At 71.9% G+C, this 13,366-nt stretch carries 17 protein-coding genes; 14 read left to right on the plus strand and 3 right to left on the minus strand.

Translation table 11 applies throughout. The annotated features are described in order from the left end of the window. Nucleotides 1-35 precede the first annotated feature (35 nt). Nucleotides 36-653, minus strand: a complete 618-nt coding sequence (locus tag FGI33_RS03065) for a class I SAM-dependent methyltransferase (RefSeq protein ID WP_119434785.1) — start codon at nucleotides 651-653, stop codon at nucleotides 36-38. A 40-nt stretch (nucleotides 654-693) separates the two neighbouring features. Between FGI33_RS03065 and hflX the strand changes: the two genes are divergently transcribed. Next, a complete protein-coding gene (gene hflX / locus FGI33_RS03070) occupies nucleotides 694-2,259 on the plus strand; it encodes a GTPase HflX (protein WP_119434784.1) in 1,566 nt (521 codons plus the stop codon). Between the two features lie 85 nt (nucleotides 2,260-2,344). Here hflX and lexA read toward each other — a convergent pair whose 3' ends face one another. Beyond that, on the minus strand, nucleotides 2,345-3,025 hold the full coding sequence (lexA, locus tag FGI33_RS03075; RefSeq protein WP_086521970.1) for a transcriptional repressor LexA: 681 nt from the start codon (nucleotides 3,023-3,025) through the stop codon (nucleotides 2,345-2,347). Nucleotides 3,026-3,386: 361 nt separating this feature from the next. On the opposite strand from lexA, the gene FGI33_RS03080 reads away from it, so the two are divergent. The 5 genes from FGI33_RS03080 to FGI33_RS03100 all read left to right on the plus strand — a co-directional run bounded on the left by FGI33_RS03080 (nucleotide 3,387) and on the right by FGI33_RS03100 (nucleotide 6,707). Then, a complete protein-coding gene (locus FGI33_RS03080; protein WP_237582243.1) occupies nucleotides 3,387-3,773 on the plus strand; it encodes a LysM peptidoglycan-binding domain-containing protein in 387 nt (128 codons plus the stop codon). A gap of 109 nt (nucleotides 3,774-3,882) precedes the next feature. Continuing rightward, nucleotides 3,883-4,491, plus strand: a complete 609-nt coding sequence (gene hisB / locus FGI33_RS03085) for an imidazoleglycerol-phosphate dehydratase HisB (protein ID WP_086514564.1) — start codon at nucleotides 3,883-3,885, stop codon at nucleotides 4,489-4,491. After that, a complete protein-coding gene (gene hisH / locus FGI33_RS03090) occupies nucleotides 4,488-5,129 on the plus strand; it encodes an imidazole glycerol phosphate synthase subunit HisH (protein ID WP_119434293.1) in 642 nt (213 codons plus the stop codon). Before hisB ends, hisH begins: the two co-directional genes overlap by 4 nt. A 64-nt stretch (nucleotides 5,130-5,193) precedes the next feature. Next, nucleotides 5,194-5,943, plus strand: coding sequence for a bifunctional 1-(5-phosphoribosyl)-5-((5-phosphoribosylamino)methylideneamino)imidazole-4-carboxamide isomerase/phosphoribosylanthranilate isomerase PriA (priA, locus tag FGI33_RS03095; RefSeq protein WP_119401812.1), 750 nt, complete (start codon nucleotides 5,194-5,196; stop codon nucleotides 5,941-5,943). After that, nucleotides 5,940-6,707 (plus strand): SseB family protein, encoded by a 768-nt coding sequence (locus FGI33_RS03100; RefSeq protein WP_119434294.1) that lies wholly within the window; start codon nucleotides 5,940-5,942, stop codon nucleotides 6,705-6,707. The genes priA and FGI33_RS03100 overlap by 4 nt, the downstream gene beginning before the upstream one ends. A gap of 59 nt (nucleotides 6,708-6,766) precedes the next feature. Here the strand turns inward: FGI33_RS03100 and FGI33_RS03105 are convergent, their stop codons facing one another. Beyond that, the gene (locus tag FGI33_RS03105; protein WP_119434295.1) at nucleotides 6,767-7,234 is read right to left on the minus strand and encodes a DUF1844 domain-containing protein; all 468 of its coding nucleotides are present in this window, start codon (nucleotides 7,232-7,234) and stop codon (nucleotides 6,767-6,769) included. Between the two features lie 377 nt (nucleotides 7,235-7,611). Between FGI33_RS03105 and infC the strand changes: the two genes are divergently transcribed. From infC to FGI33_RS03145, 8 genes are all read left to right on the plus strand, one after another. Further along, complete coding sequence (gene infC, locus FGI33_RS03110; protein WP_015490649.1) at nucleotides 7,612-8,205, plus strand: translation initiation factor IF-3; 594 nt, start codon at nucleotides 7,612-7,614, stop codon at nucleotides 8,203-8,205. Then, nucleotides 8,198-8,392 (plus strand): 50S ribosomal protein L35, encoded by a 195-nt coding sequence (gene rpmI / locus FGI33_RS03115; RefSeq protein ID WP_012038697.1) that lies wholly within the window; start codon nucleotides 8,198-8,200, stop codon nucleotides 8,390-8,392. The genes infC and rpmI overlap by 8 nt, the downstream gene beginning before the upstream one ends. Nucleotides 8,393-8,438: 46 nt before the next feature. Then, nucleotides 8,439-8,831, plus strand: coding sequence for a 50S ribosomal protein L20 (gene rplT / locus FGI33_RS03120; RefSeq protein ID WP_012038696.1), 393 nt, complete (start codon nucleotides 8,439-8,441; stop codon nucleotides 8,829-8,831). Nucleotides 8,832-8,894: 63 nt separating this feature from the next. Next, nucleotides 8,895-9,695: a TrmH family RNA methyltransferase gene (locus FGI33_RS03125; RefSeq protein ID WP_119401815.1), complete on the plus strand. Its 801-nt coding sequence runs from the start codon at nucleotides 8,895-8,897 to the stop codon at nucleotides 9,693-9,695. A 153-nt stretch (nucleotides 9,696-9,848) separates the two neighbouring features. Further along, a complete protein-coding gene (locus FGI33_RS03130; RefSeq protein WP_012038694.1) occupies nucleotides 9,849-10,637 on the plus strand; it encodes an amino acid ABC transporter ATP-binding protein in 789 nt (262 codons plus the stop codon). A 163-nt stretch (nucleotides 10,638-10,800) separates the two neighbouring features. Beyond that, a complete protein-coding gene (locus FGI33_RS03135) occupies nucleotides 10,801-11,724 on the plus strand; it encodes a glutamate ABC transporter substrate-binding protein (RefSeq protein ID WP_119434296.1) in 924 nt (307 codons plus the stop codon). A gap of 119 nt (nucleotides 11,725-11,843) precedes the next feature. After that, a complete protein-coding gene (locus FGI33_RS03140; RefSeq protein WP_119434297.1) occupies nucleotides 11,844-12,491 on the plus strand; it encodes an amino acid ABC transporter permease in 648 nt (215 codons plus the stop codon). Continuing rightward, complete coding sequence (locus tag FGI33_RS03145) at nucleotides 12,488-13,312, plus strand: amino acid ABC transporter permease (protein ID WP_119434298.1); 825 nt, start codon at nucleotides 12,488-12,490, stop codon at nucleotides 13,310-13,312. Before FGI33_RS03140 ends, FGI33_RS03145 begins: the two co-directional genes overlap by 4 nt. Nucleotides 13,313-13,366: the final 54 nt, after the last annotated feature.

Consider the following 13,366-nt stretch of genomic DNA (forward strand, 5'->3'; position numbering starts at 1 on the left):
ACCCCGGGACGCGGCGACCGGCGGCGGAGGATGGCCTAGGAGTCCGCGCCGCGGTGCACGCGGAGGACCCGGAAGCCCTTGTCGGACGCCGCGCGCGTCGTCTCGAGGCCCGCGGGCAGGGAGTCGACCAGCCAGCGCTGCAGCGAGTCGGATCCGAGGTTGCGCTGCACGACGAGCCAGGCGTCCGCGTCCGGCGCGAGGCGGGGCATCCAGTCGAGCAGGATCCCGTGCAGCGCCTCCTTGCCGACGCGGATCGGCGGGTTCGACCACACGGTGGCGAAGGGGAGGCCGGCGGGAACATCCTCGGGCAGCACGGCGTTGAGGTTCTCGAGACCGAGGGACCGGGCGTTCGCCCGCGTCAGCTCGAGCGCCCGCTCGTTCACGTCGACCGCCCACACGGTGGCCGACGGCGATCGCATCGCGAGATCGAGCGCCACGGGACCCCAGCCGCAGCCCACGTCCAGCAGATGCCCCTCGGCAGGGGGCGCGGGGACGTTGCGCAGCAGCACCAGGGTGCCCTGGTCGACGTGCTCGGGGCTGAAGACACCGCCGGCGGTCTCGACGTCGACCGTCCGTCCGCCCAGCTCGACCGTGATCGTGCGGGTGCGCAGGGGTCCGGCCGGCGACGAGGAGAAGTAGTGCGCGTCGGCCATACCGGGACGATACCGGACGCCGACGCTACGATGGGAGCACATGATCACGCACGACGAGCACGACCACGAGCCCGCGGACACGACGACGACGTCCACCGAGAACACCGACCGGGACGACGTCGTCGCGCGCGTCCTCGCCCGGGCGGATGACCGGTCCGCCGGCTACGCCCTCTTCCGCGGGTCCGGCGCGCAGGCGCTGTCCGCGGCCCCCGACACCGAGCAGGGCTCGGACGGCGACCAGAGCGAGCGCGCCGACCGGCAGGCGCTGCGCCGCGTCCCCGGCCTCTCCACCGAGCTCGAGGACGTCACCGAGGTCGAGTACCGGCAGCTGCGACTCGAGAACGTCGTGCTCATCGGCGTGTACTCGCAGGGGTCCGTCGACGACGCCGAGAACAGCATGCGCGAGCTCGCGGCCCTCGCGGAGACCGCGGGCGCGGTCGTCCTCGACGGCCTGCTGCAGCGCCGCCCCACGCCGGATCCGAGCACCTACTTCGGCCGCGGCAAGGCCGAGGAGCTGCGCGCGCTGGTCGCGGCGGTCGGCGCAGACACCGTCATCGCCGACACCGAGCTCGCCCCGAGCCAGCGGCGCGCGCTCGAGGACGTGGTGAAGGTGAAGGTCATCGACCGCACCGCCGTGATCCTCGACATCTTCAGCCAGCACGCCAAGAGCCGCGAGGGCAAGGCGCAGGTCGAGCTCGCCCAGCTGCAGTACCTCCTCCCGCGCCTCCGCGGATGGGGCGACTCGATGTCGCGCCAGGCGGGTGGCCAGGTCGGCGGCGCGGGCGCGGGCATGGGATCGCGCGGACCCGGTGAGACGAAGATCGAGCTCGACCGCCGGCGCATCAACACGCGCATGGCGCGCCTCCGCAAGCAGATCGCCGCGATGAAGCCCGCCCGCGACACCAAGCGCGCCAACCGCGACCGGCACTCGGTGCCCTCGGTCGCGATCGTCGGCTACACCAACGCCGGGAAGTCGTCGCTGCTCAATCGGGTGACGAAGGCGGGCGTGCTCGTCGAGAACGCGCTGTTCGCGACGCTCGACGCGACCGTGCGAAAGACGGAGACGGATCAGGGCCAGCTCTACACGCTGGCCGACACCGTCGGCTTCGTGCGGAACCTGCCGCACCAGCTGGTCGAGGCGTTCCGCTCGACGCTGGAGGAGCTCGCCGACTCCGACGTGCTCGTGCACGTCGTCGACGCCTCGCACCCGGATCCCGCGGCGCAGCTCGCGACCGTGCACGAGGTCATCGCGGAGGTGGACGCCTCGTCCATCCCGGAGATCGTCGTGTTCAACAAGAGCGACCTCGCCTCGGACGGCGACCGCGTGGTCCTGCGCGGCCTCGCCCCGCAGGGCGTCTTCGTGTCGGCCCGCACGGGCGAGGGCGTCGAGGAGCTGCGTCGCCGCATCGCGGAGCTGCTCCCGCAGCCGACCATCGAGGTCGACCTCCTGGTGCCCTTCGAGCACGGCGAGATCGTCGCGATGCTCCACGACGGGGCGAAGGTCCTCGAGACCGCGTACGTCGAGGAGGGCACGCGCGTGCGCGCGCTCGTGACGGCCGAGCAGCAGGCGCAGGTCCAGGCGTACTCGGTGGTCCCCGCGGTCTGATCCGCGCCGCACCACCGCGCACCGCGCGCACGAGAGCGGCCGGCCCACTGGGGGACCGGCCGCTCTCGTGCGTCGTGCGCGGGGATCAGACCGAGCGCATGACCGCCACGACCTTGCCGACGACCTCGGCGAAGTCGCCGAGGATCGGCTCGAAGGCGCTGTTGCGGGGGAGCAGCCACGTGTGGCCGTCGCGCTGGCGGAACACCTTGACCGTCGCCTCGTCGTCGAGCATGGCGGCGACGATGTCGCCGTTCTCCGCGGTCTTCTGCTGGCGGACGACCACCCAGTCGCCGTCGCAGATCGCCGCGTCGATCATGGAGTCGCCGACGACGCGGAGCATGAAGAGGTCGCCCTTGCCGACGAGCTGGCGGGGGAGGGGGAAGACCTCCTCGACCATCTGCTCCGCGGTGATGGGGATGCCGGCGGCGATGCGGCCGACCATGGGCACCATGGCGGCGTCGCCCACGGGCGTCGACGGCTCTCCGCTCTCCGCGGCGCCGGTGCCCGGCAGGTCGATGAGCACCTCGAGGGCGCGCGGCCGGTTCGGGTCGCGACGGAGGTAGCCGGAGAGCTCGAGCTGGTTGAGCTGGTGGGTGACGCTCGAGAGCGACGCGAGGCCCACGGCGTCGCCGATCTCGCGCATGCTCGGCGGGTAGCCCTGGCCGGCGATGGTGCGCTGGATGAACTCCAGGATCGAGATCTGCTTGTCGCTGAGGCTCTTGCGGCGCCTCGTCGCGCCGCCTCCCGCCGCTCGCTCGTCCGTCATGCCACGGCCCGCCTCTCGTCGCCGACGCCGCCGCGGGGCGGTCGACCCGGCGGGCCGACGCCCTCGCGGGGGCGATGTCGGTGGTGCCCGGTGGAATGGACACCAGGCACTCGAAACTGTATCCAGCCGGGGCACCTCGTACAAACACCTGTTCGAGCGTGTCGCGCGCCTGGGGGCCGGATCGAGGCGATGAGGGCTTGCGGAGGGCTGGTTTCGAATGTATGTTCGGAACACAGCTTCGCACCCGGCTCTCCCGGCCGAGAGCCGGGTGCGAGCTGCCCGACCCGCATCGCATGCCGTACCGCACTGCACCGCCGAGCGCGTCGCGCCGACGCCCCACCGTCTCGCACGAGAGGTCACCATGAACACCGCAGCCACCACCCCCGGAACCACCGCCTCCGCCGTCGCACCCGTCGCGGAGGCCGCCGTCGCGCCCCGCACGCGCCTGCGCATCACGCGCCGGGGCCGCGTCGTCCTCACCGCGCTCGTCGCGACCCCGCTCGCGCTCGGCGCCGGGCTCGTCGCCCTCAACGGCGGCGCGGCCGTCGCGTCGAAGGACGCGTCGGGCACCGCGTTCGAGTACGTCACCGTGTCGAGCGGCGAGTCCCTCTGGGACCTCGCCGAGGAGATCGCGCCGTCGGCCGACCCGCGCGACGTCATCGCGTCGGTCGTCGACCTCAACCGCCTCCCCTCGTCGGATGTCGCGGCCGGCCAGCAGCTCGCCGTCCCCGCCCAGTACGCCCACTGAACCCGCGCCGCCGCGTCTGCGCGGCGAGCGCGCACGGGGTCCGTCGTCGCTCCCGGTGGCGGCCGGGAGCGCGGCGGTACGACGGGATGCGATCGGTAGCATGGGACCCATGAGCACCCTCGCGCGCACCGCGCACGTCACGCGGCAGACCAGCGAGTCCCGCATCGACCTCCAGCTCGACCTCGACGGCACCGGTGCCTCCGAGATCAGCACCTCGGTCCCGTTCTACGATCACATGCTCACCGCGTTCGCGAAGCACTCGCTCACCGACCTGAAGGTCACCGCCACGGGCGACACGCACATCGACGTGCACCACACCGTGGAGGACGTGGGGATCGTGCTCGGGCAGGCCATCCGCGAGGCGCTCGGCGACAAGTCCGGCATCGCCCGCTTCGGCGACGCGCTCGTCCCGCTCGACGAGGCCCTGGTGCAGTCGGTCGTCGACATCTCCGGCCGTCCGTTCCTCGTGCACTCGGGCGAGCCCGCCGGCTTCGAGATGCACCTCATCGGCGGTCACTTCACCGGATCCATGGTCCGCCACGTCTTCGAGGCCATCACCTTCCACGCCGGCCTGACCGTGCACGTCACCGTGCTCGGCGGGCGCGACCCGCACCACATCGCCGAGGCGGAGTTCAAGTCCTTCGCGCGCGCGTTCCGCCTCGCCAAGGAGCTCGACCCGCGCGTCTCCGGCATCCCGTCCACCAAGGGCGCGCTGTGACGCGGCCCTCCGTCGTCGTCCTCGACTACGGGAGCGGCAACGTCCACTCCGCGGTCAAGGCGCTCGAGCTGGCCGGCGCGGACGTCGAGCTGACGGGCGACCCGAAGCGGGCGCACGAGGCCGACGGGCTCCTCGTCCCCGGCGTCGGCGCGTTCTCGGCCGTCATGACCGCGTTGCGGGCGGCCGGCGGCGACCGCGTCGTCGACCGCCGCCTCGCCGGCGGCCGCCCGGTGCTCGGCATCTGCGTGGGCATGCAGGTCATGTTCGACCGCGGCGTCGAGCGCGACGTCGACGTCGCGGGCCTGGGGGAGTGGCCGGGCACGGTCGACCGCATCGAGTCGGACGTGCTGCCGCACATGGGCTGGAACACCGTCGAGGTGCCCGAGGGGTCCGCGCTGTTCGCGGGCCTCGAGGACGAGCGCTTCTACTTCGTGCACTCCTACGCCGCGCGCACGTGGGGCATCGACCCGCTCCCGCCGCTGCCGGCGCCCCGCGTGACGTGGGCGACGCACGGCGAGCGCTTCGTCGCCGCGGTCGAGAACGGCCCCCTCACCGCCACGCAGTTCCACCCCGAGAAGTCGGGGGCGGCCGGGATCCGGCTGCTCGCGAACTGGCTCGGCACCCTCCGCGCCGCCTGACGCCCGCATCCGCATCCGCCGTCGCCGACGGCCCCGCCCGAACGCCCGAACGATGGAAGGCCCCATGAGCGAGTTCACCAGCACCCCCCGCCTGACCCTCCTGCCCGCCGTCGACGTGGCGGGCGGCCAGGCCGTCCGCCTCACGCAGGGCGCGGCCGGCACCGAGACCGGCTACGGCGATCCCGTCGACGCGGCCCGGGACTGGGCCGAGCAGGGCGCCGAGTGGCTGCACCTCGTCGACCTCGACGCCGCGTTCGGCCGGGGCGACAACCTGTCGGTCATCTCCCGCGTGATCCGCGCCATCGACGGCGTGCAGATCGAGCTGTCCGGCGGCATCCGCGACGACCGGTCGCTCGACGTGGCGCTGGAGAGCGGCGCGACGCGCATCAACCTGGGCACGGCTGCGCTGGAGAACCCCGAGTGGGCCGCCAGCGTCATCGCGCAGCACGGCGAGGCCGTGGCGGTCGGGCTCGACGTCCGGGGGCGCACGCTCTCTGCGCGCGGCTGGACCCAGGACGGCGGCGACATCTGGGAGGTGCTCGAGCGGCTCGAGGACGCCGGATGCGCGCGCTACGTCGTCACCGACGTCACCAAGGACGGCACGCTCCAGGGCCCGAACCTCCAGCTCCTCCGCGACGTCCTCGAGCGCACCGAGCGCCCGGTCGTCGCCTCCGGCGGGGTGTCGAGCCTCGACGACATCCAGGCGCTCCGCGAGCTCGTCCCGCTCGGCCTCGAGGGGGCCATCGTCGGCAAGGCCCTGTACGCCGGCGCCTTCACGCTCGGCGAGGCGCTCGACGTCGCCGGGGATCGATGACCGGATCCGCTCCGCACGCCGACTCGGCCGGGACGCCCTGGGCCGGCCGGTCGTTCGAGCCCACGCCCTTCCCGGACGACGACGGCTCCGCGCCGCCCGCCCTCGCCGACGCGCTCGCACGCCACGGTCGCGGTGAGGTCGGCCCAGCCGTGGTGGTGGACGCGCTCCGCGACGCGCGCCTGCTGATCCCGCTCGTGGCGCGCCTCGGCGAGGAGGGCGAGGGAGCCCACGGGCTGAAGGCCGACAAGAGCGCCGAGCTGTCGATCATCACGGTGGCCGGACCCGACGGGCGCACCGTGATGCCGGTCTTCACGTCCGTCGCCGCGATGGGCAGGTGGAACGCGAAGGCCCGGCCGGTGCCCGCCGACGCCGTCCGCGTGGCGCTGGCCGCCGCGAGCGAGGAGACCGACCTCGTGGTCGTCGACCCGATGTCGGACACCGAGTTCGTGCTGCGCCGGCCCGCCGTCTGGGCGGTCGCGCGGTCGCTGCCGTGGATCCCGAGCCCCGAGGATCCCGAGGTCGTCGCGGCGCTGGAGGCGAGCGTCGTCGAGGAGCCGGCGGTCGTGGCGCTGAGCACCGCGCCGGGCGATCCGCGCGCGCGCCTCGAGGGCCCGGAGCTGACGATCGAGCTGGAGCTCGTCGACGGCCTCGACCGCCCGGCGCTCGACGCGTTGCTCGCTCGGCTGCAGGGGGAGTGGTCCCGGAGCGCGGTGCTCGCGGACCGGGTCGACAGCATGGGTCTCCGGATCACCTCGGCCCGCTGAGGCACGAGCCGCGCTCCACCGCCGAGGCGGCGCCGGGCGCGACGTGCGAGGCCGGTGCTCTAGGAGACCGGCCCGGTGTACTTCTCGCCCGGTCCCTTGCCGACGGCGTCGGGGTAGGGCGAGGCCTCTCGGAAGGCGAGCTGCAGGGACCGGAGTCCGTCGCGCAGGCTGCGCGCGTGCTGGTCGCCGAGCTCCGGCGACGCGGCGGTGACGAGGCCCGCGAGCGAGATGATGAGCTTCCGCGCCTCGGCGAGGTCGGTCTGCGTGGCGGGGTCGTCGGCGAGCCCGCACTTCACGGCGGCGGCGCTCATGAGGTGGACGGCCGTCGTCGTGATGACCTCGACGGCGGAGACCTCCGCGATGTCGCGCGCGTACTGGTCGGCGACGAAGTCCGCCGTGTCGTCGTCGGCGACACCCGCGGCGCCGGCGCCGGCGCCGGCGCCGGTCGCGGCGGGCTCCTCGAAGCGGTGCACGTGGGAGTCGGCCGGTCCTGCGGACGCGGGGTCGGGCTGGGTCTGGTCGGTCATGTCTGTCCTCGGGCTGGGTGGCGGTGCCGGATGGCGGCGGAGGCGGCGGGAGCCCGTCGTGGCCCGCCCTTCCGGGGCGGGGTCGGCGTCTGCTATGCTGATCGACGGCTCCGGGGCTGTCACAGCCCCGGTTCGAAAGAGGATTGATCTCCCACCCGCGCTTGACCGCCTCCATAGGTTACCGGGTCGATTTCGCTCCCCCGTCCGAAGGGCCCCTCACCGGGACCGCACGACGGGAGCCCCGCACACGCGGGGAAAGGGCGTGTTGCCGAGTACGACGGATCCGTCGCACCCTGGTGAAGAACCCTCCTCGTCTCGAATCCGAGCGGCTCCCCGAGAGCCGCCGGGCCACCCGAAGACACGAATAGGAGCAGTCCATCAGCGATCCCCGTACCAACGATCGAATCCGAGTTCCCGAGGTTCGCCTCGTTGGCCCAGCAGGCGAGCAGGTCGGCGTCGTATCCATCGACGTCGCACTCCGGCTCGCGCAGGAAGCCGACCTCGACCTCGTCGAGGTCGCGCCCAATTCCAAGCCCCCCGTGGCGAAGATCATGGACTACGGCAAGTTCAAGTACGAGGCCGCGCAGAAGGCCAAGGAAGCGCGTCGCAACCAGGCGAACACCATCCTCAAGGAGGTGCGCTTCCGCCTGAAGATCGACAAGCACGACTACGAGACCAAGCGCAAGCGCGCCGAGGGCTTCCTGCAGGACGGCGACAAGGTCAAGGCCATGATCCTGTTCCGCGGGCGCGAGCAGTCGCGTCCGGACCAGGGCGTGCGACTGCTCAAGATGTTCGCGGAGGACGTCGCCGAGTTCGGCAGCGTCGAGTCCACCCCCACGATCGACGGCCGCAACATGGTCATGGTCATCGGACCGCACAAGAACAAGTCCGAGGCCAAGGCCGAGGCCAACGCGAAGCGCGACGCCACCAAGGCGAGCGCTCGAGAAGCGAGAGAAGAGAACAATGCCTAAGCAGAAGACCCACTCGGGTGCCAAGAAGCGTTTCAAGGTCACCGGCACCGGCAAGATCATGAAGCAGCAGGCGGGCATGCGGCACAACCTCGAGGTCAAGTCCTCCGGGCGCAAGGCGCGACTCAACCAGGACCAGCCGCTGGCCAAGGCCGACATGAAGGTCGCCAAGAAGCTCCTCGGCCGCTAGGCCCCTCGTCGTCCGCGACACCTGAACTCGAATAGGAATCACTGAAATGGCAAGAGTCAAGAGGGCCGTCAACGCCCACAAGAAGCGTCGGGTCATCCTCGAGCGCGCCGCCGGCTACCGCGGGCAGCGCTCGCGCCTGTACCGCAAGGCCAAGGAGCAGGTCACCCACTCCCTCGTCTACGCGTACCGCGACCGCCGCGCCAAGAAGGGCGAGTTCCGCCGCCTCTGGATCCAGCGCATCAACGCCGCGGCCCGTGCGAACGGTCTCACGTACAACCGCCTGATCCAGGGCCTCTCGCTCGCCGGCGTGCAGGTCGACCGCCGCATCCTCGCGGAGCTCGCGGTCCACGAGCCCGCCACCTTCGCGTCGCTCGTGCAGACGGCCAAGGCCGCCCTGCCCGCGAACACCTCGGCCCCCAAGGTCGCGGCGAACGCGTAGCGCATCCCGCCCCACCGCCGACGGCGCGTCCCCGACCGGGGGCGCGCCGTTAGTGTTGGGGCCATGCTCGACAACCCCCGCTCCCCGCGTGTCCGTGGCGTCGCCAAGCTCGCGAAGCGGGACGCGCGCGCCGACACGGGCCTCTTCCTCCTCGAGGGACCGCAGGCCGTCTCCGAGGCGCTCGCCTTCCGGCCCGACCTCGTGCTGGAGCTGTTCGCGACGCCGACGGCCCTCGACCGCTACCCCGACCTGGCGCGCGCCGTCCGCGAGTCGGACGTCGAGGTGGAGTTCGTCACCGAGGACGTGATCGCGTCCATGGCCGACACCGTCACCCCGCAGGGCGTCGTCGGCGTGTGCCGGCAGTTCCCGACCTCGCTCAAGCAGATCCTCGGCGACGAGCCCCGCCTCATCGCGATCCTCGAGGAGGTGCGCGACCCCGGCAACGCGGGCACCATCATCCGAGCGGCCGACGCCGCGGGCGCCGACGCGGTGATCCTCACGGGCCGCTCCGTCGACCTGTACAACCCCAAGGTCGTGCGCGCGACGACGGGCTCGCTCTTCCACCTGCCGGTCGCGATCATGCCCGAGCTCGATGCCGTGCTCGAGCGCGTGAAGGCGGCCGGGCTGCAGGTGCTCGCCGCGGACGTGAAGGGCGACGACCTCCTCGCGGAGCGCACGTCGGGCGGCCTCGCCGCGCCCACCGCGTGGCTGTTCGGCAACGAGGCCCGCGGCCTCCAGGACGAGCACCTCGCCCTCGCCGACCGTGCCGTCGTCGTGCCGATCTACGGCCAGGCCGAGTCGATGAACCTCGCGACGGCCGCGTCCGTCTGCCTCTACGAGTCGGCGTTCGCGCAGCGCGCCTGACCCGGCGGACCCACCGACACCTGACGCCCGCTCGGCGGTCGCGGCCGGACCCGCACCCGCCCTGACCGGCCGAAACGCGGCCCCCGCGTCACGATGGGGTGACGATGCCCCGCGGAAACGCGGACGAAACACCGTCATGGATATGGTGTTCGCATGGAGCAGAGCCCGACGGCGGACCCCGCCTCGCCCGCCGCAGCAGCGGTCGGCGAGCCCCTGGTCGTCGTATCCCACGTCAACAAGCACTTCGGGGACCTGCACGTCCTCAAGGACATCTCGACCACGGTGAACCGCGGCGAGGTCGTCGTCGTCATCGGCCCGAGCGGGTCCGGCAAGTCGACGCTGTGCCGCGCGATCAACCGGCTCGAGACCATCGACGACGGCACCATCACGATCGACGGCCAGGACCTCCCGTCCGAGGGCGCCGAGCTCGCGCGCCTCCGCGCCGACGTCGGCATGGTGTTCCAGTCCTTCAACCTCTTCGCGCACAAGACCGTGCTCGAGAACGTGACCCTCGGGCCGATCAAGGTGCGCAAGCAGGGCAAGGCCGAGGCGGAGAAGCGGGCGATGGAGCTCCTCGACCGCGTCGGCGTCGCCAACCAGGCGCAGAAGATGCCGGCCCAGCTCTCCGGCGGCCAGCAGCAGCGCGTCGCGATCGCGCGCGCGCTGGCGATGGACCCGAAGCTGATCCTCCTCGACGAGCCGACCTCGGCGCTCGACCCCGAGATGATCACCGAGGTCCTCGACGTCATGGTCGGCCTCGCGAAGGACGGAATGACGATGATGGTCGTCACCCACGAGATGGGCTTCGCCCGCAAGGCCGCGGACCGCGTGATCTTCATGGCCGACGGCGCCATCGAGGAGGACACCACCCCGCAGGCGTTCTTCGACGACCCGCAGAGCCCCCGCGCGAAGGACTTCCTCTCGAAGATCCTCGCCCACTGACGCGCGCGGAGGGCACGCGCCCTCCCGCCCGCCGCATCCGGACGCCGCCGAGGCAGGCGCGTCCGGGCGCCGCACCACCGGCACGACACGCACCACGCACCACGCACCACGAGCGATCCCCATCGCCTCCGTCATCCACCTCACCAGCAGAGAAACGGGAACCATGAAGAACAGGAAACTGACCATCGCCGCGGCCGCCGCGATCGTCGTCGTCGCCCTCACGGGCTGCGGCGCCGCGGGCAGCGCGTCGAACAGCGGGATCGATGCCGGCACGAACGCCCCCGAGAACGGCGACGGCCCCTACAAGCTCGAGCTCGCCGAGGACCCGACCTTCGACGAGGGCACCACGATGGCGCGCCTGGCCGCGGCCGGCGAGATGAAGGTCGGCACGAAGTTCGACCAGCCGCTGTTCGGCCTCGCGGGCCTCGACGGCAAGCCCGCGGGCTTCGACGTCGCGATCGCCGCGCTCGTCGCCAGCAAGATGGGCATCCCCTTCGACGGCATCACGTTCACGGAGACGGTGTCCGCCAACCGCGAGCCCTTCATCCAGAACGGCTCGGTCGACGCGGTCGTCGCGACCTACACGATCAACGACAAGCGCAAGGAGGTCGTGGACTTCGCGGGCCCGTACTACGTCGCCGGCCAGGCGCTCATGGTCCTCGCGGACGACACCACGATCAACACGCCCGAGGACGTCCGCGGCAAGCAGGTCTGCTCCGTCGCCGGATCCACCCCCGCCGCGAACATCGCCGACACGTACGGCGCGATCGTCGTGCCCACCGACGTCTACAGCAAGTGCCTCGACCCGCTGCGCAACGGCCAGGTCTCCGCGGTCACGACCGACAACGTGATCCTCTCCGGCTTCATCGCGCAGAACGAGGGCGAGTTCAAGCTCGCCGGCGACGGCGAGACCTTCACCGAGGAGCCCTACGGCATCGGCATCGCCAAGGACGACGAGGCGTTCCGCACGTTCATCAACGACACGCTGCAGGAGGCCTACGACGACGGCACCTGGGCGCGCCTGTTCGAGGCGACGGCCGGCACGGTCATCGACACGCCGGAGCCCCCGGCGATCGACCGCTACTAGTCCCACCCGGGTCCCGCGTGCGCCGAGGCGCGCGCGGGACCCGTCCCCTGTCCGGGCGCGACGAGCCCGGATCCGACCATCGCCCGGCCGCGCCGGGTGCAGACGATAGGAGGTGCGCCGTGGATGTGATCCTCGACAATCTCGACGTGTTCCTGCGGGGGTTCGGCGGCACGCTGCGCCTCCTCCTCACCACGGTGCTGTTCGCCCTCCCGCTGGGCATCCTGATCGCCGCGATGCGGATCTCCCCGGTCGCGAGCCTGCGGGCCACCTCCACCGTCTACGTCGAGCTCCTGCGGAACACGCCGCTGCTGCTCGTCTTCACGTTCTTCAGCGTCGTGATCACCTCGATCTCCGGCGCCCTCCCGTTCATGACGGCCGCGGTGCTCGCGCTCACGCTCTACACGGCGCCGTTCTTCGCCGAGGCGATCCGCTCCGGCATCAACAGCGTGCCCGTCGGCCAGGCCGAGGCCGCGCGCAGCATCGGGCTCACGTTCTCGCAGACGCTCGGGCACGTGATCCTGCCGCAGGCGCTCCGCACGGTCGTGCCGCCGCTGATCAACGTCGTCATCGCGCTCACCAAGAACACGTCGATCGCGGGCGCGTACTTCATCTACGAGCTCTTCAACGTGGGTCGGGACGTCGCGAACGCCAACGGGAACGCCGTCGTCTGGGTGTTCGTGGGCGTCGCGTTCTTCTACCTCATCATCACGGTCCCGCTCGGCCAGCTGGCGGACCACCTCGAGAAGCGAGTGGCGGTCTCCCGATGAGCCAGGTCCTCTACGACGTGCCCGGCCCGAAGGCCCGCCGTCGCTCCCGCATCCTCTCCGTCGTCACGGGCGTCATCGTCGTGGCGGTGCTCGCCTTCGCCGCCGTGAAGCTGCAGCAGGCCGGGCAGTTCAGCCCCGACATCTGGCTCGTGCTCAACGACCCGCTCGTCTGGGGCCTGCTGCTCAACGGCCTGTGGGTCGTGCTGCAGTCGGCCGCGGTCGCCGCCGTGCTCGCGATCCTGCTCGGCATGGTGCTCGCGCTCCTCCGGATGAGCGAGCACCGCGTGATCCGCTACGCCGTCACCGTCGTGCTCGAGTTCTTCCGCGGCATGCCCGTGCTGCTGATGATGCTGTTCATCTACCTGATCTTCCCCATCGGGCCGTACTGGTCGGTCGTCACGGCGCTCGCGCTCTACAACGGCGCGATCATCGGCGAGGCCCTGCGCTCCGGGATCCTCGGCCTGCCGCGCGGCCAGCGCGAGGCGGGACTGGCGATCGGGCTCCGGCCGCTGCAGAACCGCCTGCTCGTGGAGTTCCCGCAGGCGTTCCGCACGATGCTGCCGATCATCGTCGCCCAGCTCGTGGTGCTCATCAAGGACACCGCGCTCGGCACCATCGTCAGCCTCGTCGGCCTCACCAAGCAGGGCGAGCTGATCCTCGAGGCCACGAGCCGCGACAACTCGCTGCCGATCTTCGTCGTGATGGTGGGCATGTACCTCGTGCTCAACCTGACGGTGTCGACCATCGCCCGGCGCCTCGCGCGGAAGCGCGGGCCGCGCGTGGCGAAGACCGTCGCGGCCGGGACGTCCCAGGGGGCGTAGCCGCAGCGCCGGCGCCGGTCGCGGCGTCCGACCCCGGGCCCGTCGCGCACGTCG

The organism is Clavibacter phaseoli, from assembly GCF_021922925.1.
Classification (GTDB): domain Bacteria; phylum Actinomycetota; class Actinomycetes; order Actinomycetales; family Microbacteriaceae; genus Clavibacter; species Clavibacter phaseoli.